Origin of the sequence: Luteimonas sp. WGS1318, from assembly GCF_043187535.1 — a bacterium.
Taxonomy (GTDB): domain Bacteria; phylum Pseudomonadota; class Gammaproteobacteria; order Xanthomonadales; family Xanthomonadaceae; genus Luteimonas.
On the sequence record NZ_CP171131.1, the window covers coordinates 2,011,329 to 2,032,809 of the forward strand.

The following is a 21,481-nucleotide window of genomic DNA, read 5'->3' on the forward strand; positions in this document are numbered from 1 at the left end:
CATGCGGGGGCCGATCAGACCGTCAGGCGTTGCTGCGATTCGAACCGGCGCGGACGGCCGTCGAGCGGATCGGCGAACGACAGGCCGCGGGCCAGCAGCTGCAGCGGCGTCTCGTCCGCGGTCTCACGCAACGCCGGATACCAGGGATCGTGCAGGATCGGCGCGCCGAGCGCCGCCATGTGCACGCGCAGCTGGTGCTTGCGCCCGGTCACCGGCGTCAACGCATAGCGCCACACCGCGGCGCCGCGTTCGATCACGTCGATGCCGGTGGCGCTGTTGGGCTCGCCCGGGACCTCCTGCATCCGGAAGAACGGCGTGCCGCGCTCGATCCGGCTGCGCCGGTGCAGCGGGAACACGTGATCGGGCAGCGGCGGCGCGAGCGCTTCGTAGCGTTTGTCGATGCGACGTTCGCGGAACAGCGCCTGATAGGCGTCGCGGCTCGCCGGGTTCACGGAGAACAGCACCAGGCCCGCGGTGGCGCGGTCGAGGCGGTGCAGCGGCACGAGATCCGGCAGGCCATGGCGCCGCACCAGGCGGGTCAGCAGCGTCTGTTCGACGAAGCCGCCTGCCGGCATCACCGGCAGACCGTGCGGCTTGTCGGCCACCAGCAGGTGGGCGTCGAGATGCAGCACCCGGGCTTCGGCGGCGATCACCGGTTCGTCGGCGACCTCGCGGTAGTAACCGATCTCCAGCCCCACCCGGTACGGCGCGTCCAGCGGCAAGGCGACGCCATCGCCGCCCAGCACGCGGCCACGCGCGAAGCGGTCCACCCAGGTCGTACGGGGAATCGCGGGAAACCGGGCGCACAGCGCATCGAGGACCGTCGCCCAGTCGCCCGGCGGCAACTGCAGGTGGCTGGCGGGCACACCGTCCCGGGGCGGCAGGCGCGCGCGGGTCACGACGGAACGCGGCCTGTGCTCATCGCGTGGGCAGGCCCATTTCCTCGAGCAGCGCCGGCGCCGGATAGACCTTGGCCATCAGCCAGCGCATGTAACGCATGTCGACGTGGATCGCGCGCTTCATCCGCGGATCGAACCACCAGCTGGCACTGACCGACTCCCAGTTGCTGTCGAAATTCAGGCCGACCAGTTCACCCCGCGCATTCAACACCGGCGAACCGGAGTTGCCGCCGGTCGTGTCCAGGTTGGTGAGGAAGTTCACCGGCTGCGTGCCGAGGCTGGCCTCGTCGGTGCCGGCGAAATCGGCGCGGGCGATCGCGTCGAGCAACGGGCGCGGCGCGTCGAACGGCGCCGTACCCGTGTGCTTCTCGACGATGCCGGCCACGGTGGTCACCGGTTCGTAGCGCACCGCGTCACGCGGCGACAGGGCCTCGACCCGTCCATAGCTCACGCGCAAGGTGCCGTTGGCGTCGGGATACACGGTCCGTCCCTGCGAGTCGCGCCACGCGAACAAGGCCTGCATGTACGCGGGCCGCAGCCGCAGCTGCTCGCCCTCGCGGGTCTTGCGCGCCTGCTCGACCTCGAGTTGCGCTGCCACCAGTGGCCGGGCCAGCGCGATCAGCGGATCGTCGGCCAGCGTGCGGCCCTCGCGCGCCGCGGCGAAGCGCGACAGGCGCTCGGCTTCGTCGCCGAGCCGCGTGTCCGCATACAGCGCATCCAGCGCCCGGGCCAGCGATTCCGGCGTGCGCCCGAACGCGGCATCGAACGCCGGCAGACGCTGCGCATCGGGCAACTGCTGGTAGCGGCCGATCAGCACCGCCATCAAGGCCTTTTCGGCGGCAGGCGCATAGCGGCGCTGGGCCTGGCGCAGCACGCCCTCGATCAGGGCGTGGTCGCGCTGCTGGTAGCCGCTTTCGCGCCCGGTGTCGGGTCGGGCCGATTCGATGCGCAGGCGTTCGAGCAGCAGGGCCGAGCGCATCAGCTGGGTCTGGCTGGCGACGAGTCCGAGCAGCAGGTCGCGCTCGCCCACCGCATCGCCTTCGGCGAGCACGGCGCGCAGCGCCTCGATCCCGGCGCGCGTGGCCTCCGGCGTGGCCGCGAGCATCGCGGCCTCGTCCGCAGCGCGCTGGGCCACCGCGTCACTGCGCAGCAGGCCTTCGAGTTCGCCGGCCGCGCGCTTGCGGTTGTTCTTCAGCGACTGCAACTGCGCGGCATAGCGCGTACGCACGTCGGCATCACCGCGTCCGGCCTGCTCCACCGCGGCGATCAATGCATCGAAGACGTCGACACGCTGCGGCAGCGTGCGCGCCACCTGGGCCTCGAACTCGGCCGCGGTGCGGTGGCGGTAGGTCACGCCCGGATAGCCGGCGAGCATCGCGAAGTCGCCCGCATGCAAGCCGGTGCGCGCGACCTGGAGATGCGCGGGCGGCGCATAGGGCACGTTGTCCGGGCTGTAGTCGGCCGGCCGGCCATCGGGCGCCACGTAGGCACGCAGCAGGGTGAAGTCGCCGGTGTGCCGGGGCCACATGAAGTTGTCGGTTTCGTCGCCGTAATTGCCGATCGCCCGCGGCGGCGCATAGACGAGGCGCACGTCGCGCAGTTCGAGCTGGCGGATGCGGTAGAAATCCGTGCCGTAGTACATATTGGCCACGCTGCAGCGCACATCCCCGGCCTGCTCGCAGTCGGCCACGATCTGCTTGCTGGCGGCGTCGACCGCTTCGAAATAGGCGCGCCCCTGCAAGCCGCGCGCCGCGGCGAGCACGGTGTCGGTCACGCGGTCGAAGCCCACGGTGACCAGTACGCGGAAATCCGGATTCGACGGCCGCTCGTCGCTGCGGCCATCCGCGATGAAGCCGGCTTCGATGATGTCGCGTTCGGGACGGCTGTTGTACTGGATCACGCCGTAGGCGACATGGTGGTTGGTCAGCAGCAGGCCGTCACCCGAGACGAAGGCACCGGTGCCGCCGCCTGCGCGCACCACGGCGCTCAACGGGGGCCTGGTCACATCGGCGAGCGCGCGGGCGTCGCCGCGGAAACCGGCAGCGCGCATCTGCGCGGCGATGTCGGACAGCTGGCCCGGCATCCACATGCCTTCATCGGCCTGTGCCGCGGGAAGGGTCAGGCCCATGGACAGGGCGACGGCGAGAAGGCGACGGGGCGTCATGGGCGTTCGCAGCGTGATCGATGGACGGCGACCTTAGCGACCCGTGTCCTGCGCGGCAATGCCGGCCATCCATGCGGGGGTTAACACGACGTCAAGCGACGAGGCGTCGCTGGTCACGTCGACATCATTGCCGCGTTGCGAGCATGCGCGCCATGCCAGACGCCCCCGATTCCCGCCGCCCCCACGCCGAGACGTTTCTCACCGACACCACGCCGCCCGCGCTGCGCCTGCGCGAAGACGCCTGGGACCTGACCGTCTGCGATGGGCCGGTCATCGCCACCGCGATTCACGACGGCCACACGCTGCACCCAGCGCTGCACGACCGCATCGCGCTCGACGAACAATCGCGCTGGCGCGAAGAAGACCCGCTGACCAGCCTGCTCACCCAGGTCGGCGATGCACGCTTGCGCGTGCGCACCTCGCGTTTCGAAGTCGATCTCAACCGTCCACGCGCCGGCGCCATCTACGCCACGCCGGAGGCCAGCTGGGGTCTCGACGTGTGGATCAGTCCACTCGAGGAGGCCGAGCGCGCGGCATCGCTCGCGCTCTACGATCGCTTCTACGCGATGATGGGCGAGCTGATCGACCGTACCGTCGACCGCTGGGGCTGCGTGTTGCTGGTCGACATCCACAGCTACAACCACCGCCGCGACGGGCCCGATGCAGCGCCGGCCGACGCCGCCGACAACCCCGATATCGAACTCGGCATCACCACGCTCGACCCGAAACGCTGGGGCGACACCGCGCGGCGCTTCGCGAACGTGCTGCGCCGCCATCCGGTGCGCGGCGCGCTCCCGGACGTACGCTGCAATGTGCGCTTCCCCACCGGCGGCCACTTCCCCGAATGGGTCTACGCGCACTGGGGCGAGCGGGTCTGCACGATCTCGCCCGAGTACAAGAAGATCTTCATGGACGAGTGGAGCGGCCAGGCCGACATTCCGGCGCTGTACGCCCTCCGCGACGGCCTGCAGCATGCGGTCGACGCCGTACGCCCCGAGTTCCTGGCATGACCGGCGCCACCCGCAACCGTCTCCGGCCCGAGGCACGCGCCCTGCCCGCGGCGGCCGCCCATGTCGACGCGGTGCTCGCGCGGCTCGATGCAAGGCTCGATTGGCTGGTGGCGCTGTCTCCGCTGGATGGTGACGCGGTGTGGCGCGCCTTCGATGCCGGCGGCCGGCGCCACGAGCCCCCGCTGCGCTACATGGATCTCGACGATGATCTGGGCGCGATCCGCGCCGAACTGGCGGCCCTGCCGGTCGAACAGATCGATACCCCCGCATTGCGCAGCCTATTGAGCGAGAAACAGCACGAGCTCGAGCGCATGATCGATCTCGTCGAACAACGCGACCAGCCGACCTTCGTCGACGCCAGCGTCGCCCTGTTCGGCGCCGTGGAGCCGGAGTTGCTGGCACTGGCCGAACGCATTCTCGACCGCGTGCCGACCGGCGAGCCGGTGGTGGCCGACGCCGGTATCGACGAGATGCGCAGCGCCGTGGATGCGGAGATCGACTGGTATCGCGCCCAGGCGCCCGATTTCCACATCGATGTCGTCGTCGACACCGACATGAATTCGATGCTGATGGTCTCCCATGGCACCTTCTACATCGACGGCAACATCCGCCTGCCGCGCGCGCGCATCGATCCGCTGATCCAGCACGAGATCGGCACGCACGTGGTCACCCGCCACAACGGCCGGCGTCAGGCCTTGCGTCAGCTCGAGGTCGGCCTTGCCCAGTACGACCCGATGCAGGAAGGCCTGGGTGTGCTCTCCGAATTCCTCGCTGGCTACCTGCCGGGCGAGCGCCTGCGCGTGCTGGCCGCGCGCGTGGTGGCCGCATCGATGGCCGCATCCGGGGAATCACTGCCGGCGATCTTCGCCTGCCTGCACGAGGGGCACGGGCTGCCGACCGACGACGCCTTCGACGTGGCCGTCCGCGCACGACGCGGCGGCGGCCTGACCAAGGACGCGGTGTACCTGCGCGGGGTGCGCGATCTGCTCGCCTATCTCGAGGCCGGCGGTGAATTCGATGCGCTGTTTCTCGGCAAGTTCGCCCTGCCCCATCTCGAGCAGCTCGACACCCTGCTGGACGAGGGCTGGATCGTGCCGCCGGACCTGCTTCCCCGTTACGCCGCCGCCGAGGATTTCGACGCGCGGCTCGAGGTCTGCCGGCGCACGCCGGTGGACCGCCTCTTCCAGACGCACCGCCCCACGGAGCAGACCGCATGACCGAAACGCGCACACCGATGCGCCTGGGCTTCGTCGTCAACGACGTCGCCACCGAGCAGGACAACTACACCACCATCCGCCTGGCGCGGAAGGCCATTGCACGCGGGCACGAGGTCGCCCTGATGGGCCTGGCCGATTTCACCTACGACGCCTGCGGCACGGTACGCGCCTGCGCGCGTCGCCCGCGCGACACCGAGTACGCGGACGACGCCGCGTTGCTGGCCGACATCCAGGGCACCGACGGCGTGACCGAACGCATCTCGGTCGACGAGCTCGACGTGCTGATGCTGCGCAGCGACCCTGCCGACGAAATGATCGAGCGCCCGTGGGCCCCCGCTTGCGGATTGCTGTTCTCGCAGCTGGTGGCCTTGCGCCGCGCCCTCGTCATCAACGATCCGACCCATCTCACCGATGCGTCGAACAAGACCTACTTCCAGCATTTCCCCGAGGAAGTGCGGCCGGTCACCTGCATCAGCCGTGATGCCGAGGAGATCAAGGCCTTCATCAAGTCCCGCGAGGGCTACGGCGTCATCAAGCCGCTGCAGGGTTCGGGCGGCCAGGGCGTGTTCGTGGTCACGCCCGACAGCGGCGGCAACCTCAACCAGATGATCGACGCGGTGATCCGCGACGGGTATGCGATCGCGCAGGAATATCTGCCCAAGGCGAAGGACGGCGATCTGCGCCTGCTGATGCTCAACGGCCGCCCGCTCGAAATCGACGGGACCTACGCCTGCATCCGCCGCTACAACGACAGCGGCGACGCGCGCAGCAACATCAGCGCCGGCGGCAAATACGAGATGGCCGTGCCCGACGCCGATGCACTGCGTCTGGCCGAGCTGGTGGCGCCGAAGCTCATCCGCGACGGCATGTACTTCGTCGGCCTCGACATCGTCGGCGACAAGCTGATGGAAGTGAATGTCGACACGCCCGGCGGCATCAACATGGTCGAGGAACTGACCGGCCTGGATTTCAGCGGGCACATTCTCGACGATCTCGAACGCAAGCTGCGCCTGCGCACGCATTACGGACGCACATTGGACAACGCCGAACTCGCGATGCTGTGAACCGCGCACGCGCCTGAGCCCGGAGCGGATTGCACGCCGCCCCGGGCTTTTTCATGCGTTCAGTCGGGTGACGGCCCCGCCGGCACCGGCGCGTCGGTACGACGGGAGATGCGCACCGGCACCGACTTCGCGGCCGGCACGTGACTGTCGATCGCGTGGTGGGCCACCGGGATCAGCGGATTGCACTCCGGGTAATAGGCCGCGATGCAGCCCCGCGGCACCAGGTACGGCACCACGCGCAGTCCGCCGACCATGCGTTCGACCCCATCCTCCGCGTCGCCGACCAGCGCGATCTGCTCGCCGGCCGTCAGGCCGGCCTCGGCGATGTCGTCCTCGTGCATCAGCACCACGCGGCGCGTGCCTTCGATGCCGCGGAAGCGGTCACGGTAGCCGTACACGGTGGTGTTGAACTGGTCGTTGCTGCGCACCGTGAGCAGCCGGAACCTGCCTTCGACATCGTCGAAACCGGTTGCACACAGACGGCCGGGCACGTGGAACTCCGCCTTGCCACTGGGCGTTTCCCAGCGGCGCTCACGCGCACCGACCGGCCGCGGAAATCCACCCGGCGTGTGCAGCCGCGCGTTGAAATCGCGGAACTGGTCCGGATAGGTCTGCTCGATCGCATCGCGCACCAGGGCGTAGTCGTCGACCCAGGCCTGCCACGGCACGCGGGTGTCGTCGGGCTTCCACGCACGGGCGATGCCGGCGACGATCGCGGGCTCCGAGCGCAGCTGCTCGCTGGCCGGCGCGCTGGTGCCGAAGGACGCATGGATGCAGGTCGTGCTGTCCTCGATGGTGACGCACTGCTCGCCACTGCGCTGCACGTCCTTCTCGATCCGTCCCAGGCACGGCAGCAGCAACGCGGTGCGCCCGCACACCAGATGGCTGCGGTTGAGCTTGGTCGCGATCTGCACCGTCAGCGCCATCTGACCCCAGTGCGCCTCGAGCTTGGCGGTCTCGGGCGCCGCACGCACGAAGTTGCCGCCGAGACCGATGAAGGCGTGCACCGAGCCGTCGATGACGCCTTCCACCGTGCCCACGGTGTCGAGCCCCTTGGTCCGCGGCGCGGTGAACCCGTACTGCGCGTCGAGCCGGTCGAGCGGCACCAGTTCCGGCTTCTCCGAAATGCCGACGGTGCGCTGCCCCTGCACGTTGGAATGCCCGCGTACCGGGCAGATGCCCGCACCCGGCCGCCCCACGTTGCCGCGCATCAGCGCGAGGTTGCAGATCATGCGCACGTTGTCGACGCCGTGGCGGTGCTGCGTGAGCCCCATGCCGTAGATCAGGATCGAGGCTTTGGCGCGCGCGTAGATTGCGGCAACGCCTTCGATGTCGGCGCGTGTCAGGCCTGACTCGCGCTCGATGTCGGCCCACTCGATCGCGCGCACCGCCTGCTCGAACGCCTCGAAGCCGTTGGTGTGGGTTTCGATGAAGCCGACATCGAGCACGCGTTCGCTCGACGGATCGGCCTTGGCGGCATCGTCGAGCGCGAACAGCGTCTTCGCGATGCCGTGCATGACAGCCAGATCCCCGCCCGCGCGCACCGGAAAATAGGCGTTGCTGATCCGGGTGGACGCGCCGGTGGCCATCGCCAGCGGTTCCTGCGGATTGGTGAAGCGTTCCCAGCCGCGCTCGTAGAGCGGATTGAAGGTGATGATGTCGGCGCCGCGACGTGCCGCGTCCTGCAACGGATGAAGCATGCGCGGGCTGTTGACGCCCACGTTCTGGCCGAACGACAGGATGCAGTCGCAGTGCGCGAAGTCCTCCAGCAGCACGGTGCCGACCGGCACGCCGATGCTGCGCGGCAGGCCGACCGACGTGCTTTCGTGGCACATGTTGGAACTGTCGGGCAGGTTGTTGTTGCCGTACAGCCGGGCCAGAAGCGCCCACATGTACGAGGTTTCCAGTGACGCGCGCCCGGAGGCGTAGAACACCACGCGCTCGGGTTCCAGCGCGCGCAGCTCGCGGCCGATGATCTCGAACGCCTCGTCCCACGCGATGGGCACGTAGCGGTCGGTGTCGGCGTCGTAGCGCAGCGGTTCGACCAGACGCCCCTGCGCCTCGAGGTCGTAGTCGGCCCAGGTCGACAGCTCGGACACGCTGTGCTTCGCGAAGAAATCGGCATCGGCCCGGCCGGTGTCGAGTTCCCACATCGTCGCCTTCGCGCCGTTCTCGCAGAACTCGACGGCGTGCGGCTCCGCCGGCTTGGCCCAGGAGCAACTGACGCAGGCGAAGCCGTCGACCTTGTTCTGGCGCTGCAGCTGGCGCATGCCCTCGACGGTCGGCGTGTCGTGGCCGACGACGTGGCGGACCAGGGAGCGCGCTGATCCCCAGCCTCCGGCGGGGCCGGAATACGGGTGGATCCGGGTGTCGGTCATGGTGCAATCGCCTTCATGCAGTGGAACACCCGCCCCACCCTAGCCACGACGCGTGCCCGCAGACGTGAACGGCTGCTGCGCCCAGGTCCGATGGCCACGCAACCACGACATCACCGTGCGGTGTGCGGCGCGATGATCAGCGGATGTGGACGACGACATCATTGCGCTGCCCCTGGTGCGGCGAACGCTTCGAGGCGCTGGTCGACGGCGGCGAGGGGACCGGGGACTACATCGAGGATTGCCCGGTGTGCTGCCGTCCGATCACGATGCATCTCGAGATCGACGGCGAGGCGATCCGGCTCGAGGGTGGACGCGACGACTGAACCGCGCCGACGGCGTGCACCTCAGCCGCGCGTGAGGTCCCAGAACGTGCGCACCAGCGGCTCGGCACGCTGCCACTCCAGGCTCGGACTCCGGCGCACGCGCAGCCAGCCTTCGGCCAACTGGTGGACGCACTGGTCCCAGGTCTTGTCGGCCAGGTATTCCCTGGACAACTGTCCGTAGATCCGACAAAGCTCGATGTCGTCCGCATTCATGCCTGATCTCTCACCCGATGGGTCTGCGGTGCGCGTGTTCGATGCGCATCTCACGTGTCAAGCTGTGACGCAGCGGGTCAGCATGGGACCGAAGCTGAATCCTTTCTGTTCGCTGGCGAACGCAGTGCCGATACGTATGCGCGGTGGCGCACATACGACCCCGCATTCAGCCGGGACAATTCAAGGTCGATTCCAGGTCCACGACGTTCTCTCATCGCATGGCAAAGAAAGCCGCTTGGGCACCCCAGAATGGATTGCTGCAGGATCTTCCGGGCGATATCTGCGATCGCATCGGCGATGACCTGCAACTCGTGGAATTGCCGGCCGGCAAGGTGTTGCACGAGGCCAGTGCGCAGCAGAGCACGATGTACTTCCCGCGGGAGGGCATCGTGTCGCTGATGTACGCGCTGGAGAACGGCGATACCAGCGAAGTCGCGATGATCGGCAACGAAGGCGTGGTCGGGATCGGTTTGGTCGCCAACAACCGCACGCTGCCGGTGCGCGCGGTGGTCCAGGCCGGCGGCGAGGCGCTGGCCCTGCGCGCCGACATCGCCCAGCGCGAGTTCCAGCGCGGGGGCGCGTTCCAGGCGATCCTGTTGCGTTACATGCAGGCGCTGCTGACGCAGACCGCGCTCACCGGTGTCTGCAACCGGCACCACACCGTCGATCGCCAGCTGTCGCGCTGGCTGCTGCTGGTCAACGACCGCATCGGATCGACCGAAATCAAGATGACCCAGGAGCAGATCGCCCATCTGCTGGGCGTCCGCCGCGAGGGCATCACCGAGGCGGCGCGCAGGCTCCAGGATGACGGCTGCATCCGCTACAGCCGCGGGCTGATCCAGGTGCTCGAACGCGACTGCCTGCTCGCGCGGGCCTGCGAGTGCTATGTCGGCATCCGCACCGAGTACGACCGCCTGCTGGGTCCCGCCGGCGAGGGCTGAACGCCGTCACCCGGCCTTGGCCGCGGGCGCGTCAGCCTGGTCTGCCTGACCGGAGCACCGCCATGGGCCAGACCCCGCCGCGCATCCACACCCATCGCGCCGATCTCGAGCTGATGGAGCAGCGGATCGGGCTGCTCGATGACGAGGCCCGGGTGCGCGTGACCCTCGAAGGCGGCGCCCGCATCGAAGGTGTCGTCTCGGCCCGCCCGACGCTCGAGACCTTCCGCGACGCCGCAGGCAACGAGGGCCATAACGCGCGGCTGCGTCTCGACGACCTCGCAGCGCCCGATGTGCCGCACTTCATCTGGGTCGGCGACATCCTCACGATCGAGCGCATCGGCAGCCGCTGAACACGCGAGGCGGGACGGCCATCGCCTTCCCGCAGACCGTGCGCGCTGCCTCGACTCAGTCGACGCACCGCACGCGTGCGGCACCCGGGCCATCAGGCCCGTCCAGTACCAGCGTGTTGCCGCCGTCGATGAGGCGCAGCGTCTGCGTCGCCTGCCAGCGCTCGCCCTCGCCTTCGTACTCGAACGACGCACGGACCGTATCGCCGTCCAGCACCTCGACGTCGCCGGCCACCGCCACGCTTTCGTGGAAGACCAGTTGCTCCGGCGTGACCGTCAGCCCGAGATCACCTCGGTCGGATGCCGTACACGCGGCCTGGACGACATCCCAGCGCCCGAGGAACGCGTCGGGCAGCCCGCGCGGGGTGTCTCCGGCTTCGGCGGGGGGCGCCATCGACGCAGGGCGCGCGCAGCCGCGGAACGGACCGCGACCGTCGATCGTCAGCAGTCCGGTCATCGGGAAGCGTGCGCCGGACATGTCGTCCTCGCAGCGCATGCGCCGCACGATCAGCACGACCTCGCCCTGCGCATCGCGTGCCGAGATCCGCTGCCCGTCCGAGGTCATCGACGACCGGGCGTCGGCGAGCCGGCGTTCGGCGGTCTCGACGCCGGTGAGCACGATGGTGTCGCCTTCGAGCCGTGCCTGCCAGAACGGTTCGTTGGTCGAAACCACGATGTCCTCGTCCAGCGCTGGACGGGTATCGGCCTGATCGACCGGCGCGCCGGCCGCATCCTCGTCGATCGGCGCCGCGTCGCCGGAGTGCGTCGACTCGCCACAGGCGGCGAGCAGCAAGGCGGACACGGACAGCGCCAGGGGAAGACGGGACATCGACGACTCCATCAGGGGGACACCGGGAGGGTCGCCGATCGCGTGTTCAGATCCGGTCGAGCCGTCGATGCCACGCATTCGACAGGCGGCCGCCGGCGTACGCCGTTCGGCTGTAAGCCCCTGTTCCGGAACCGGTTTCTGCTGCAACGCAGCAATCGTGCGACAGCTCAACGTGGCGTGAAATTATCCATATTTATCAATGTGTTATGATTCGAGACCTTCGACACACTCTGCGGAGGCCTCCATCGCTGTCGTTCGCGCCCTGACCGCGCTTCTGGCCGGCGTCGCCCTGCTGCTGATGGGCAGCGGCCTGCTCGGCACCCTGCTCGCCGTGCGCGGCGGGCTGGAAGGTTTCAGTGACCAGACCCTCGGTCTGATCATGTCCGGATATTTCGTCGGCTTCTTCCTCGGCACCTATCTGGCGCCCGGCCTGATCCAGCGCATCGGCCACATCCGCGCCTTCGCGTTCTACGCGGCGCTGTGCGCTGCGGCGGTGCTGCTACATCCGATCTTCATCGACCCCTGGGCCTGGGGCGCCCTGCGCGTGCTGACCGGCATCGCGCTGGTCGGCCTGTACACGGTGATCGAGAGCTGGCTCAACGTGCAGGCGCCGCCGGACAAGCGCAGCCAGGTCTTCGCCGTCTACATGGCCGTCAACCTGCTCGCGCTGGCCGCGGGCCAGTGGCTGCTGGGCCTGCAGGACCCGGCGTCGTTCGCACTGTTCAGTGTGGTCGCGATTCTGATCTGCCTGGCCGCGCTGCCGGTGGTCGCCAGCCGGATGGTGCAGCCCACGCTGCCGTCGGTGCCGCGGCTGGCATTGGCCGCGTTGTGGCGTGCCGCCCCGGCGGCGGCCAGCGGCTCGCTGCTGGCGGGCCTGGCGATGGGCGGCTTCTGGGGCATGGGCGCGGTCTACGCCGGCGGTCTCGGCCTGGATCTTCAGGGCATCGCGTCGCTGATGAGCGCCACGATCCTCGGCGGCGCCTTGCTGCAATGGCCGATCGGCCGGATGTCCGACGGCGGCGACCGGCGCACGACGCTGGCGCTGATCTGCGCGGTCGCCGCGCTGCTCGGCGTGGCGATGGTGTTCATCGCGCCGCAATCGGAGTGGCTGCTGTTCACGCTGTTCTTCCTGTTCGGCGGTGTGGCGTTCGCGATCTATCCGATCTGCGTGGCCCACCTGCTGGACCACCTGCCGACCGAGGACACGCTGTCGGGCTGCTCCAGCCTGCTGCTGCTCAACGGCGTCGGCTCGGCGATCGGCCCGGCGCTGGCCGGCGTGGCGATGACGCGGTTCGGGCCGTCGGCGCTGCCGGCGTCGTTCGCGCTGATCCTCGGCGTGCTGGCGCTGATCGCCGCGGGTCGCCGCCTGCTGCGTCGCCGCGACAACGATCATCCCGCGCACTTCCACCCGATGTTGCGCACCACGCCCTCGGCACTGGAACTGCTGCCCGAAACCGGGCCCGCGCCCGAAGGCCCCGACCTTTCCGATCCACACCACAAGGACCCACATTGATTTCAGACCCGATCACAGCCGACCTCACCCCCGCCAACGTGCCGTTCGTCCCGCGACTGATGCTCGCGACCGACCTCGACGGCACCTTCCTCGCCGGATCCCCCGCGCACCGCCAGCAGCTCTACCGCCTGGTCGACCGCCATCCCGAGATCCGCCTGACCTTCGTCACCGGCCGCGGCCTCGAAGCCGTCATGCCGCTGCTGTCCGATCCCAGCCTGCCGCGCCCCGACTACGTGATCTGCGATGTCGGCGGCACCGTCGTCGACGGCCGCACGCTGCAGCCGATCCAGCCGCTGCAGACCCACATCGACCGTCGCTGGCCCGGCGAACACGCCGTCGCGACCGCGATGGAGGCCTTCGGCGGCCTGGTCCGCCAGGACGTGCCCCAGGAACGCCGCTGCTCGTATTTCTGCGAACCCGAGGCACTGGCCGGCGTGCGCGCCGACATCGAGGCCACCGCCAAGCGTCTGGGCTGCTCGGTGCTGTATTCGGCCGACCGCTATCTCGACATCCTGCCGCCCGACACCGACAAGGGCCGCACGCTGGCCGCACTGGCCGAGCACCTCGAGCTGCCGCGCGAGCGCGTGCTGGTGGCCGGCGACACGCTCAATGACCTGTCGATGTACACCTCCGGCTTCCAGGGCGTGTGCGTGGGCGAATCGGAGCCGGCGCTGGTCAAGGCCACCGATCAGCTGTCCAACGTGTTCCACGCCCAGGCGCCCGGCTGCGGCGGCATCCTCGAGGCCATCGCGCATTTCGACCTGCTCGACGCCGACGACCCGCACCTGCGCACCACCCGCGAGCCGACCACCGGCCAGTCGGACCTGGTGATGGTCTATCACCGACTGCCCTACGAGGAGTACGTCGAGGACGGCGAGCGCAAGCGCCGACGCCCGACCTCGCCCAACGGCATCATCCCGAGCCTGCTCGGTTTCTTCGGCGGCGGTCAGAAGGGTTCCTGGGTCGCCTGGAGCGTCGACGATCCCAAGCTCGGCACGTTCGAGACACGCACGCCGGTGGATCCGGACGCCTATCCCGATCTCACCGTGGCCCGCGTGCCGCTGTCGAAGACCGAGGTCGACGCGTTCTACAAGCGCTTCTCGAAAGAAGCGTTCTGGCCGATGCTGCACACGTTCTGGGAGCGCGCGCGCTTCAGCGAGGACGACTGGAACATCTACCTGCGCGTGAACCGCAAGTTCGCCGAGGCCACCGCCGCCGAGGCCGCGCCCGGCGCGACGGTGTGGCTGCATGACTACAACCTGTGGATGGTGCCGGCGTATCTGCGCGAACTGCGTCCGGACGTGCGCATCGCGTTCTTCCACCACACCTACTTCCCCTCGGCCGACGTGTTCAACGTGGTGCCGTGGCGCCGCGAGATCCTCGGCAGCCTGCTCCAGTGCGACTACATCGGCTTCCACATCCCGCGCCAGGTCGAGAATTTCGTCGACGTGGTCCGCGGCGCGATGCCGACCGAGGTGCTCGAGCGCGAAGGCTGCGCGCCGCGCTTCCTGACCTACGGCTGCGCCGTGGGCCTGGACGAGATGAGCACGCGCATCCGCGTCGGTGACCGGGTCGTGGGCCTGGGCGCGCATCCGGTCGGCACCGACATCAAGCGCATCGAGAGCGGGCTGGCGCATCCCCGTGTGCGCGTGCGCCTGGAGCAGATCCGCCGCGAATTCGCCGGCCGCAAGCTCGTGCTGTCGGTCGAGCGCCTGGACTACACCAAGGGCACGCTGGAGAAACTGCTGGCATTCGAGCGTCTGCTGGAGGAACACCCCGAGCAGCGCGGCAAGGTCAACCTGCTGATGGTCTGCGTGCCGGCCGCGAAGGAGATGACCATCTACCGCAAGCTGCAGACGCAGATCGAGCAGGCCGTCGGCCGCATCAACGGACGCTACGCGATGCTCGACTGGACCCCGGTGCGGTTCTTCGCGCGCGCACTGGCGTTCGAGGAAGTGCTGGCGCATTACGCCGCCGCCGACGTCATGTGGATCACGCCACTGCGTGACGGCCTGAACCTGGTCGCCAAGGAATTCGTCGCCGCCCACGGCATCGAAGGATCCGCCGGCACCCTGGTGCTGTCGGAATTCGCCGGCGCCGCCGCCGAGCTCAAGGGCGCGGTGTTGACCAACCCGCACGACCAGACCGATCTCGTCGCGGGCCTGCGCCAGGCGCTGGCGATGCCGGACCACGAGGCCGTCGGGCGCCAGCGTCAGCTGTTCGAGACGGTGCGCTACTACGACGTCGAGCGCTGGGGGCGCGATTTCCTCGCATCGGTCGCGAGCTCGGGCAGTGGCGCCGACCAGCACCGCTACGCGATGCGCGGGCTGGCCGCCTGATCCAGTGGTGGGTCGGGTTTCGGCCCGGCGCACCGTATCGTTCTGCGGGCGCCGTGGACACGCCAACCGGGTGGTCACGGCCGCCTGCATACCGTACAGGGGCCGGTCTGCCGGTCCCGATCCGCTTTCGACGAGGACACCGCCATGCGCGCAGCCCCCGCCTTCACCGCCCTGTTCGCCGCGCTCGTGCTCGGCGCCTGCGGCAATTCGCCTCCGGCCACGCCCGAACCCGTGGCCACTGCCAACGACACCGCGGCCCCGCCGCCGGCACCGCCCGCCGAGCGGACCGAACCCGAAGATGCGCCGATGACCGGCTCCTTGGCCGCGCGCGAAGCCGCCTCCGAACCGTCGTCCACCCTGAATTTCGATTGCGAGGGTGTGCGCATCACCGTGGCCTACGAAAATGACGATGCGCTGGCGAAGTTCGTGGTCGACGGCGAGACCCTCGCGCTCGACCGCGAGGACGCGCCGTCCGGCGCGATGTACGCCGACGGCGCCGGCAACCGGTTCTGGGCCCATCGCCCCGACGAGGCCCGGCTGACGCTCGACGGCGACCACGAACGCAACTGTTACCGCGTCTACTGAAGACGCCGCCCCATGCCCGCCGCCACCGGCGGGCCAGCCTGCGCCCTCCCCCGCGTCGATCCGGTCCCACCAAGGCAAGGAGACGACCATGCGCTGGCATTCACCCATCCTCGTCGCCGCGATCGGCGGCGCCCTGATCGCCTGTGCGCCCGCCGAGGCGCCACCCGACGAACGCACGCCGCCGCCTGCGGCCGACGCTGCCGATCCCACGCCGCCCGACACGGCGACGGCGGCGCCACAGATCATCCACTACGACTGCGAGGGCACCCCGGTCGATGCCACCTTCGACGGTGGCGACCGGGCCACCGTGCAGGTGGACGGCATGACGCTGGCGATGCAGACCGAACCGGCGGCCTCGGGTGCCAAGTACGTGGACGGCGACGGCAACGTGTTGTGGACCCGCGGCGCGACCGATGCCCTGCTGATGCGTCCGGACCAGCCCGACCGCAGTTGCAGCGGCAGCCCGGCCGCGCCGGTCTGATGCCAGCCGCACGGATGCGCACACCGCGCATCCGTGCGCACTGCGGTACGGCCACGTCGCGGCGCGCCGACCAACGTCTAGCAGGCAACGCCCGGCGATGACGCTAGGCTTGCCCGCCCGCGTTCCTGCCGGTGCCCATCCATGTTCCAGCGTGCGACCCGTGTTTCCGTTCGCCTCGTCGAGCGGTATCTGCCCGACGCCTACGTCTTCGTCCTGATCTTCACCGCGCTCGCCGCCGTCGCCGCGCTGGCGATCGAGCGCACGCCGCCGCTCGAGCTCGTGCGCTACTGGGGCACTGGTTTCTGGGAGCTGCTCGGCTTCTCGATGCAGATGCTGCTGGTGCTGGTGACCGGCTTCATCCTCGCCAAGACACCCCCGGTGAAACGCGGGCTGACCTGGCTGGCGTCGCGATGCCGCACGCCGCGCAACGCGATCGTGATGGTCACGCTGGTCGCCATGGCGGCGAACTGGATCAACTGGGGCTTCGGCCTGGTGATCGGCGCGCTGTTCGCGCGCGAGATGGCCCGACATGTGCGCGTCGACTACCGGCTGCTGGTCGCCAGCGCCTATTCCGGTTTCATCATCTGGCACGGTGGCCTGTCCGGCTCGATCCCGCTGACGGTCGCCACCGACGGACATTTCATGCAGGAGGCGATCGGCCTGATCCCGACCACCGACACCCTGTTCGCGCCCTTCAACCTGCTGATCATCGCGCTGCTGGTGATCGCGATTCCGCTGATCAACCGCGCGATGACACCCTCCGAACGCGACACCGTGCTGTTCACGCCGCCCGAGGACGCGGAGGCGCCCCCGTTGGTCGCGGACGCATCGCCGGCCGAGCGGCTCGAACACGGATGGCTGCTGTCGGTCGCGGTCGGTGTCGCGGGGCTGGTGTTCCTCGTCGACCACTTCGTCGGCGGCGGCGGGCTGAACCTCAACATCGTCAACTACGCCTTCCTGATGCTGGGCATCGTGCTGCACCGCACGCCGGCGCGGCTGCTCTCGGCCCTGCAAGAAGCGATCAAGGGCGGCGCCGGCATCGTGATCCAGTTTCCGTTCTATGCCGGGATCATGGCGATCCTGGTCGGCTCCGGCCTGGCGACGACGCTGTCGACGTGGTTCGCCTCGTTCGCCACCGCCGACACCCTGCCGGTGCTGACGTTTCTCTCGGCCGGGCTGATCAACATGTTCGTGCCGTCGGGCGGCGGCCAGTGGGCGGTGCAGGCCCCGGTGATGGTGCCCGCCGCGCAGGCGCTGGGCGCCGACCTGCCGCGTGTGGCGATGGCGGTGGCCTGGGGCGACGCCTGGACCAGCATGCTGCAGCCGTTCTTCGCGCTTCCGCTGCTGGCGATCGCCGGCCTGAAGATCAAGGACATCATGGGCTACTGCCTGATGCTGCTGCTCGCATCGGGCGTGATCATCGGGCTGGTGCTGTTGCTCGCGTGAGACTGCGGCGGAGCGCGGCGGACCGCCGGGCCGATGCCGGACGTGGATCCGCCGTGCGGGCACCCTGGCCCGCGCAACGGTCAGGGTGCAGTGCGGCCCGGCGATTGCCGAGCCCGTGGCTCATTGTTCCGGTGTGGCGTGCATCGCGACATTGAGTTGGTCGATCACGACGATCCAGTCGGCATCCTCGATCCGTTCTTCGCGCAGCAGCTGGGCCTGGGCATCGGACCAGAACGGCGCCTCCTCGAGCCGCATGTCGGCGGGCAGCGGGCCGTGTTCGGCGATGAACGCACGGATCGACGCTTCGTCATCGGGCAGGCCGAGCTGGGCGAAGAGTTCGGAAAACGGATGCACGGTCTGTTCCATGAGAATGTCCTCGAAGTGATGGCGCGAGGCTAGCGGGGCCGGCGTCAAGGCCGGCTGAGCGCGCAGGCCCGGTGCAATAAAAAACGCCGCCTGCGCGGGCGCAGGCGGCGTTGGTGAGTCCGTGCAGCGCGGTGACTAGCGCACGACCTTCTTGGCGACGGTCAGACCCAGCACGAACAGGATCACCGCGATGATGATGGCCGCCCAGAACAGGAACTGTGCGATGCCCATCGAGGCACCCGCGACGCCGCTGAAGCCGAGCGCACCGGCGATGAGGCCGATGACGGCAAAGATGATGGCCCACTTGATCATGACGCTCTCCTGGCAGTCGATGGACACGCCGCGGAGTGCAACGCGTCCTTGGCCCGAAGTCTGGAACGGCTGCGGTGCTGCCGGCGTGAATGGGGTCGCGATCAACCCGTGCGTGTCGCCGCGCGTCGCGTGCGCTGCCACAGCGCGAACGCGACACACGCCAGCCATCCGACGATCAAGGCGATCACCGTCTTCTGCGCGAGGCCGCGGGGTGCGTCGCGCCAGGCAGCCAGCACCCAGATCGATGCGAAGCACAGCAGCGCCCAGGGCAGCGCCCAACGTGCCGTGGCCCGCCATGCGCTATCCCTGCGGAATCGCAGCGCCTGCAGCACCATGCCGCCGGTCGCGCACAGGAAGGCCGCCTGCGCCGACACGCCGTGGACCAGGCCCTCGAACGTGCGGTCGACGCCCGGCAGGTCCATCCACGCATAGGCCGTCGTGGTCAATGCGATCCCACCGAGCACGAACAGCAGCATCGGTGCCGCGCTGCGTGCATGCGGGGATGCCGCCGTTCTCAGGCCGCATGCCAGCGCGACCATTCCCACCGCAAGCGACGCGTAGGCCGCCTGCAGCAGCGGGCCCCAGGCCCCGATCAGGTACAGGCTCATCTGGCTGTGCACCGGATCAAGGTCCGGGCGTCGCAGATGCAGCACCACGGCGCTGAGCACGAAGATCGCGAGCGCCGTCAGCGCGGTGTCCGCCCAGCGATGCGACACGGTCGTGGCGTGGAGCGAGGTGCGGGAATCGGGCTCGGGATACATCACGCGACATCGGGTGGCGACGGGGCCGGTCATGCTACCCACCGGGCATCGTCACGTCCTCCCACGACGCCGCGGGCACGATGCACGTCCGCCTCCGATTGCCCCTCAAGATGAGCCGCGACCTCCGCAACCGCCACGCCGCACTGCACGTTCCAGGACTGAGCATCGACAGCTGCAACCTGCCGTTGCGCGAGCCCGATGGCGACGGCTTCATCGGCGACCGTGCCAGCCAGACCGCGTTCCGCGCGCTGCTCGATGCACGGCGCCGGGAACACTTCACCGGTGACCGCGATCCGTTCGGGCGAACGCCCACCGACGCCATCTCCAAGCGGGAGCTCGACCTGGTGCTCGTCGGCGGTGATGCCGATGCCGCACACCTGGTGCATGCCGCGATCGAGGACCACGCCGAGCGGCTGGCGGATGTGGTGCGCTGTTTTCTCGCCCAGCCCGAATGGGCGGGGGTCAAACGCATCGTCATCGGCGGCGGGTTTCCCGGCAGCCGGGCCGGCGCGCTGTCGGTGCGACGCGCCGCGCGCCTGCTGAAGCTGTCACGTGCGGGCGTCGACCTCACGCCGTTGCGCCACGACGGCGACGATGCCGGGCTGCTGGGCTGGGTGCCGCTGGCCCCCGCCACCGTGCTGCGTCGCGCCGCCTTCCTCGCCGTCGACATCGGTGGCACCAACATCCGCTGCGGCATCATCGCGCCGCGCCTCGACCAGCGCGACGACGGCAGCCGCGCCACCGTGCTCGAGCGCACCCAGTGGCGCCATGCCACCGAGTCCCCGGACCGCGAGGACGCGATGGTGCGGATGGCGGCGATGCTCAACGGCCTGATCGCACACGCGCGCACGCTCGACCTCGACCTCGCCCCGTTCGTCGGCATCGCCTGCCCGGGGCAGATCCTGCACGACGGCCGCATCGCCCACGGCGCGCAGAACCTGCCGGGCGACTGGGAAGCCGAGGACTTCCGCGTGGCCGATGCGCTGGGCGCATTTCTGGACCGGATCGGCGGACGCGCGCCCGTCGTGCGCCTGCACAACGACGCCGTCGTGCAGGGCCTGAGTGAACGCCCGCGGATGCACGCGGTCGCGCGCTGGAGCGTGCTGACGATCGGCACCGGCCTCGGCAACGCCAGCTACACCAACCATCCGCGCTGAACGCGGCACCGCGACCGGCCCGGAGGCCCGGCGGGCCGGTGCTATGCTCGACCGTCGGGCCACGCCCGATCCGCGCGCCCAGCGCGACCTGAGCCGTCGCCGCTTCGCTTCCCTCCATGCGTGACCGCCCGTCAGGGCAACGCTCCCGAAGGAAGTGCCGTGCCCGGTTATTCCACCTCTATTTCCACTGTCGACATCGGCGCGCATTCGTACCGCCTGCGGATGCTCACCGATCTCCAGCAGTACGCCGACCCCGATGGACACAGTGCCCGCCTCGGCATTTCGTCGGCGCAGTGGCCGCTGTTCGGGCATCTGTGGCCGTCGGGACGCCTGCTCGCGCAGGTGATGGCCCGCACCGAGGTCGCCGGGCTGCGCATTCTCGAGATCGGCTGCGGCATCGGCCTGTCGAGTCTGGTGCTGCAGCGTCGCGGTGCCGACGTGGTCGCCTCGGACATGCATCCGCTGGCCGAAGGCTTCCTCGCCTACAACGCCGCGCTCAACGCGCTCGACGCCGTGCATTACCGGCACATGCGCTGGGACGAACCGCTGGCCTCGCTGGGCCACTTCGACATGATCATCGCCAGCGACGTGCTGTACGAACGCGGCCATGCCGTCACCCTGGCGGGTGTCGTCGCGCGGCACGCACGCCCGGATGCGGTCGTCATGCTCACCGATCCCGGGCGCGGTCACAGCGCCGCCTTCGGGCGTCTGCTCGACGCCCAGGGGTTCACCTCGAGTGAAGAGCGCCTCGCGCTGGACGGCGACCTCGACATGGCGCCGCGTGGACGCCTGCTGCGCTATCAGCGCGGCACCGTCGCGTCATGAGCGTGGCGCAAGACCACTGCGACACCTGCGATGCAGTCTGCTGCCGGCTCACCGTGGTGCTGCAGAGCGACGACAACGTGCCCGAGCGCTTCACCGACATCACCGACGCCGGTCTGCGGGTGATGGCACGCGACGACGAGGGCTGGTGCGTGGCGGTCGATGCCGCGCGCATGTGCTGCTCGATCTACGACACCCGGCCGGACGTCTGCCGACGCTTCGCGATGGGCGGCCCCTACTGCCGCGAGATCCGTGCCGAGTACGCCGATCGCGGCGCACGCGGCATTCCCCTGACCATGTACTGAAGGAGTGCC

The 21,481-nt window shown here is 69.4% G+C and carries 22 protein-coding genes; 14 read left to right on the forward strand and 8 right to left on the reverse strand.

Features of this window, described 5'->3' with window-relative positions; all coding sequences use genetic code 11:
- Nucleotides 1-14 precede the first annotated feature (14 nt).
- Together ACF3M1_RS09300 and ACF3M1_RS09305 are read right to left on the reverse strand one after the other, a co-directional pair.
- Nucleotides 15-899: a pseudouridine synthase gene (locus tag ACF3M1_RS09300; protein ID WP_394000001.1), complete on the reverse strand. Its 885-nt coding sequence runs from the start codon at nucleotides 897-899 to the stop codon at nucleotides 15-17.
- Between the two features lie 19 nt (nucleotides 900-918).
- Entirely contained in the window at nucleotides 919-3,063 is a 2,145-nt protein-coding gene (locus ACF3M1_RS09305; RefSeq protein WP_394000003.1) for a S46 family peptidase, read from the reverse strand.
- Nucleotides 3,064-3,215: 152 nt separating this feature from the next.
- Here ACF3M1_RS09305 and ACF3M1_RS09310 point away from each other — a divergent pair, with 152 nt between their 5' ends.
- From ACF3M1_RS09310 to ACF3M1_RS09320, 3 genes are read left to right on the forward strand one after another with little or no spacing between them, the layout of a single operon-like run.
- Nucleotides 3,216-4,073 (forward strand): N-formylglutamate amidohydrolase, encoded by an 858-nt coding sequence (locus ACF3M1_RS09310; RefSeq protein WP_394000005.1) that lies wholly within the window; start codon nucleotides 3,216-3,218, stop codon nucleotides 4,071-4,073.
- The gene (locus ACF3M1_RS09315; protein WP_394000007.1) at nucleotides 4,070-5,290 is read left to right on the forward strand and encodes a flavohemoglobin expression-modulating QEGLA motif protein; all 1,221 of its coding nucleotides are present in this window, start codon (nucleotides 4,070-4,072) and stop codon (nucleotides 5,288-5,290) included. Before ACF3M1_RS09310 ends, ACF3M1_RS09315 begins: the two co-directional genes overlap by 4 nt.
- Nucleotides 5,287-6,354 carry a hypothetical protein gene (locus ACF3M1_RS09320; RefSeq protein WP_394000009.1) on the forward strand — a complete coding sequence of 356 codons (1,068 nt, stop codon included), beginning with the start codon at nucleotides 5,287-5,289 and terminating at the stop codon, nucleotides 6,352-6,354. The genes ACF3M1_RS09315 and ACF3M1_RS09320 overlap by 4 nt, the downstream gene beginning before the upstream one ends.
- A gap of 59 nt (nucleotides 6,355-6,413) precedes the next feature.
- Here the strand turns inward: ACF3M1_RS09320 and ACF3M1_RS09325 are convergent, their stop codons facing one another.
- A complete protein-coding gene (locus tag ACF3M1_RS09325; protein ID WP_394000011.1) occupies nucleotides 6,414-8,732 on the reverse strand; it encodes an FdhF/YdeP family oxidoreductase in 2,319 nt (772 codons plus the stop codon).
- A gap of 143 nt (nucleotides 8,733-8,875) precedes the next feature.
- Between ACF3M1_RS09325 and ACF3M1_RS09330 the strand changes: the two genes are divergently transcribed.
- Nucleotides 8,876-9,055, forward strand: a complete 180-nt coding sequence (locus ACF3M1_RS09330) for a CPXCG motif-containing cysteine-rich protein (protein WP_394000013.1) — start codon at nucleotides 8,876-8,878, stop codon at nucleotides 9,053-9,055.
- 21 nt (nucleotides 9,056-9,076) lie between these two features.
- On the opposite strand, the gene ACF3M1_RS09335 is transcribed toward ACF3M1_RS09330, so the two are convergent.
- A complete protein-coding gene (locus ACF3M1_RS09335) occupies nucleotides 9,077-9,268 on the reverse strand; it encodes a hypothetical protein (protein WP_394000015.1) in 192 nt (63 codons plus the stop codon).
- Nucleotides 9,269-9,522: 254 nt separating this feature from the next.
- Here ACF3M1_RS09335 and ACF3M1_RS09340 point away from each other — a divergent pair, with 254 nt between their 5' ends.
- Both ACF3M1_RS09340 and ACF3M1_RS09345 read left to right on the forward strand, forming a co-directional pair.
- Nucleotides 9,523-10,209 carry a Crp/Fnr family transcriptional regulator gene (locus ACF3M1_RS09340; protein WP_394000017.1) on the forward strand — a complete coding sequence of 229 codons (687 nt, stop codon included), beginning with the start codon at nucleotides 9,523-9,525 and terminating at the stop codon, nucleotides 10,207-10,209.
- Between the two features lie 62 nt (nucleotides 10,210-10,271).
- Entirely contained in the window at nucleotides 10,272-10,559 is a 288-nt protein-coding gene (locus tag ACF3M1_RS09345) for a DUF3247 family protein (RefSeq protein ID WP_394000019.1), read from the forward strand.
- A 55-nt stretch (nucleotides 10,560-10,614) separates the two neighbouring features.
- On the opposite strand, the gene ACF3M1_RS09350 is transcribed toward ACF3M1_RS09345, so the two are convergent.
- On the reverse strand, nucleotides 10,615-11,385 hold the full coding sequence (locus tag ACF3M1_RS09350) for a hypothetical protein (protein WP_394000021.1): 771 nt from the start codon (nucleotides 11,383-11,385) through the stop codon (nucleotides 10,615-10,617).
- 298 nt (nucleotides 11,386-11,683) lie between these two features.
- On the opposite strand from ACF3M1_RS09350, the gene ACF3M1_RS09355 reads away from it, so the two are divergent.
- The 5 genes from ACF3M1_RS09355 to ACF3M1_RS09375 all read left to right on the forward strand — a co-directional run bounded on the left by ACF3M1_RS09355 (nucleotide 11,684) and on the right by ACF3M1_RS09375 (nucleotide 17,749).
- Nucleotides 11,684-12,898, forward strand: a complete 1,215-nt coding sequence (locus tag ACF3M1_RS09355) for an MFS transporter (protein WP_394000023.1) — start codon at nucleotides 11,684-11,686, stop codon at nucleotides 12,896-12,898.
- Nucleotides 12,895-15,237 (forward strand): glucosylglycerol-phosphate synthase, encoded by a 2,343-nt coding sequence (gene ggpS / locus ACF3M1_RS09360; protein WP_394000025.1) that lies wholly within the window; start codon nucleotides 12,895-12,897, stop codon nucleotides 15,235-15,237. Before ACF3M1_RS09355 ends, ggpS begins: the two co-directional genes overlap by 4 nt.
- A 144-nt stretch (nucleotides 15,238-15,381) precedes the next feature.
- Entirely contained in the window at nucleotides 15,382-15,822 is a 441-nt protein-coding gene (locus ACF3M1_RS09365; RefSeq protein ID WP_394000027.1) for an MliC family protein, read from the forward strand.
- An 88-nt stretch (nucleotides 15,823-15,910) separates the two neighbouring features.
- A complete protein-coding gene (locus tag ACF3M1_RS09370) occupies nucleotides 15,911-16,303 on the forward strand; it encodes an MliC family protein (RefSeq protein ID WP_394000029.1) in 393 nt (130 codons plus the stop codon).
- Nucleotides 16,304-16,444: 141 nt separating this feature from the next.
- Entirely contained in the window at nucleotides 16,445-17,749 is a 1,305-nt protein-coding gene (locus ACF3M1_RS09375) for a short-chain fatty acid transporter (RefSeq protein WP_394000031.1), read from the forward strand.
- 120 nt (nucleotides 17,750-17,869) lie between these two features.
- On the opposite strand, the gene ACF3M1_RS09380 is transcribed toward ACF3M1_RS09375, so the two are convergent.
- The 3 genes from ACF3M1_RS09380 to ACF3M1_RS09390 form a co-directional block, all read right to left on the reverse strand.
- Nucleotides 17,870-18,115, reverse strand: coding sequence for a DUF2789 domain-containing protein (locus ACF3M1_RS09380; RefSeq protein ID WP_394000033.1), 246 nt, complete (start codon nucleotides 18,113-18,115; stop codon nucleotides 17,870-17,872).
- Nucleotides 18,116-18,250: 135 nt separating this feature from the next.
- Entirely contained in the window at nucleotides 18,251-18,427 is a 177-nt protein-coding gene (locus ACF3M1_RS09385) for a DUF1328 domain-containing protein (RefSeq protein WP_394000035.1), read from the reverse strand.
- Between the two features lie 101 nt (nucleotides 18,428-18,528).
- The gene (locus tag ACF3M1_RS09390) at nucleotides 18,529-19,221 is read right to left on the reverse strand and encodes a DUF998 domain-containing protein (protein ID WP_394000037.1); all 693 of its coding nucleotides are present in this window, start codon (nucleotides 19,219-19,221) and stop codon (nucleotides 18,529-18,531) included.
- A 77-nt stretch (nucleotides 19,222-19,298) separates the two neighbouring features.
- Here ACF3M1_RS09390 and ACF3M1_RS09395 point away from each other — a divergent pair, with 77 nt between their 5' ends.
- From ACF3M1_RS09395 to ACF3M1_RS09405, 3 genes are all read left to right on the forward strand, one after another.
- Complete coding sequence (locus ACF3M1_RS09395; RefSeq protein WP_394000039.1) at nucleotides 19,299-20,345, forward strand: ROK family protein; 1,047 nt, start codon at nucleotides 19,299-19,301, stop codon at nucleotides 20,343-20,345.
- Nucleotides 20,346-20,504: 159 nt separating this feature from the next.
- Nucleotides 20,505-21,170, forward strand: a complete 666-nt coding sequence (locus ACF3M1_RS09400) for a class I SAM-dependent methyltransferase (protein WP_394000041.1) — start codon at nucleotides 20,505-20,507, stop codon at nucleotides 21,168-21,170.
- A complete protein-coding gene (locus ACF3M1_RS09405) occupies nucleotides 21,167-21,472 on the forward strand; it encodes a YkgJ family cysteine cluster protein (RefSeq protein ID WP_394000043.1) in 306 nt (101 codons plus the stop codon). The genes ACF3M1_RS09400 and ACF3M1_RS09405 overlap by 4 nt, the downstream gene beginning before the upstream one ends.
- Nucleotides 21,473-21,481 lie beyond the last annotated feature (9 nt).

Bases quoted from the DNA above. Each gene is read 5' to 3' on its own strand.
- ACF3M1_RS09390 (WP_394000037.1), bottom strand. From the start codon at position 19,221: ATGACCGGCCCCGTCGCCACCCGATGTCGCGTGATGTATCCCGAGCCC.
- ACF3M1_RS09325 (WP_394000011.1), bottom strand. From the start codon at position 8,732: ATGACCGACACCCGGATCCACCCGTATTCCGGCCCCGCCGGAGGCTGG.
- ACF3M1_RS09330 (WP_394000013.1), top strand. From the start codon at position 8,876: ATGTGGACGACGACATCATTGCGCTGCCCCTGGTGCGGCGAACGCTTC.
- ACF3M1_RS09305 (WP_394000003.1), bottom strand. From the start codon at position 3,063: ATGACGCCCCGTCGCCTTCTCGCCGTCGCCCTGTCCATGGGCCTGACC.
- ACF3M1_RS09370 (WP_394000029.1), top strand. From the start codon at position 15,911: ATGCGCTGGCATTCACCCATCCTCGTCGCCGCGATCGGCGGCGCCCTG.
- ACF3M1_RS09380 (WP_394000033.1), bottom strand. From the start codon at position 18,115: ATGGAACAGACCGTGCATCCGTTTTCCGAACTCTTCGCCCAGCTCGGC.
- ACF3M1_RS09375 (WP_394000031.1), top strand. From the start codon at position 16,445: ATGTTCCAGCGTGCGACCCGTGTTTCCGTTCGCCTCGTCGAGCGGTAT.
- ACF3M1_RS09395 (WP_394000039.1), top strand. From the start codon at position 19,299: ATGAGCCGCGACCTCCGCAACCGCCACGCCGCACTGCACGTTCCAGGA.
- ACF3M1_RS09345 (WP_394000019.1), top strand. From the start codon at position 10,272: ATGGGCCAGACCCCGCCGCGCATCCACACCCATCGCGCCGATCTCGAG.
- ACF3M1_RS09310 (WP_394000005.1), top strand. From the start codon at position 3,216: ATGCCAGACGCCCCCGATTCCCGCCGCCCCCACGCCGAGACGTTTCTC.
- ACF3M1_RS09315 (WP_394000007.1), top strand. From the start codon at position 4,070: ATGACCGGCGCCACCCGCAACCGTCTCCGGCCCGAGGCACGCGCCCTG.
- ACF3M1_RS09355 (WP_394000023.1), top strand. From the start codon at position 11,684: ATGGGCAGCGGCCTGCTCGGCACCCTGCTCGCCGTGCGCGGCGGGCTG.
- ACF3M1_RS09320 (WP_394000009.1), top strand. From the start codon at position 5,287: ATGACCGAAACGCGCACACCGATGCGCCTGGGCTTCGTCGTCAACGAC.
- ACF3M1_RS09335 (WP_394000015.1), bottom strand. From the start codon at position 9,268: ATGAATGCGGACGACATCGAGCTTTGTCGGATCTACGGACAGTTGTCC.
- ACF3M1_RS09350 (WP_394000021.1), bottom strand. From the start codon at position 11,385: ATGTCCCGTCTTCCCCTGGCGCTGTCCGTGTCCGCCTTGCTGCTCGCC.
- ACF3M1_RS09365 (WP_394000027.1), top strand. From the start codon at position 15,382: ATGCGCGCAGCCCCCGCCTTCACCGCCCTGTTCGCCGCGCTCGTGCTC.
- ACF3M1_RS09405 (WP_394000043.1), top strand. From the start codon at position 21,167: ATGAGCGTGGCGCAAGACCACTGCGACACCTGCGATGCAGTCTGCTGC.
- ACF3M1_RS09385 (WP_394000035.1), bottom strand. From the start codon at position 18,427: ATGATCAAGTGGGCCATCATCTTTGCCGTCATCGGCCTCATCGCCGGT.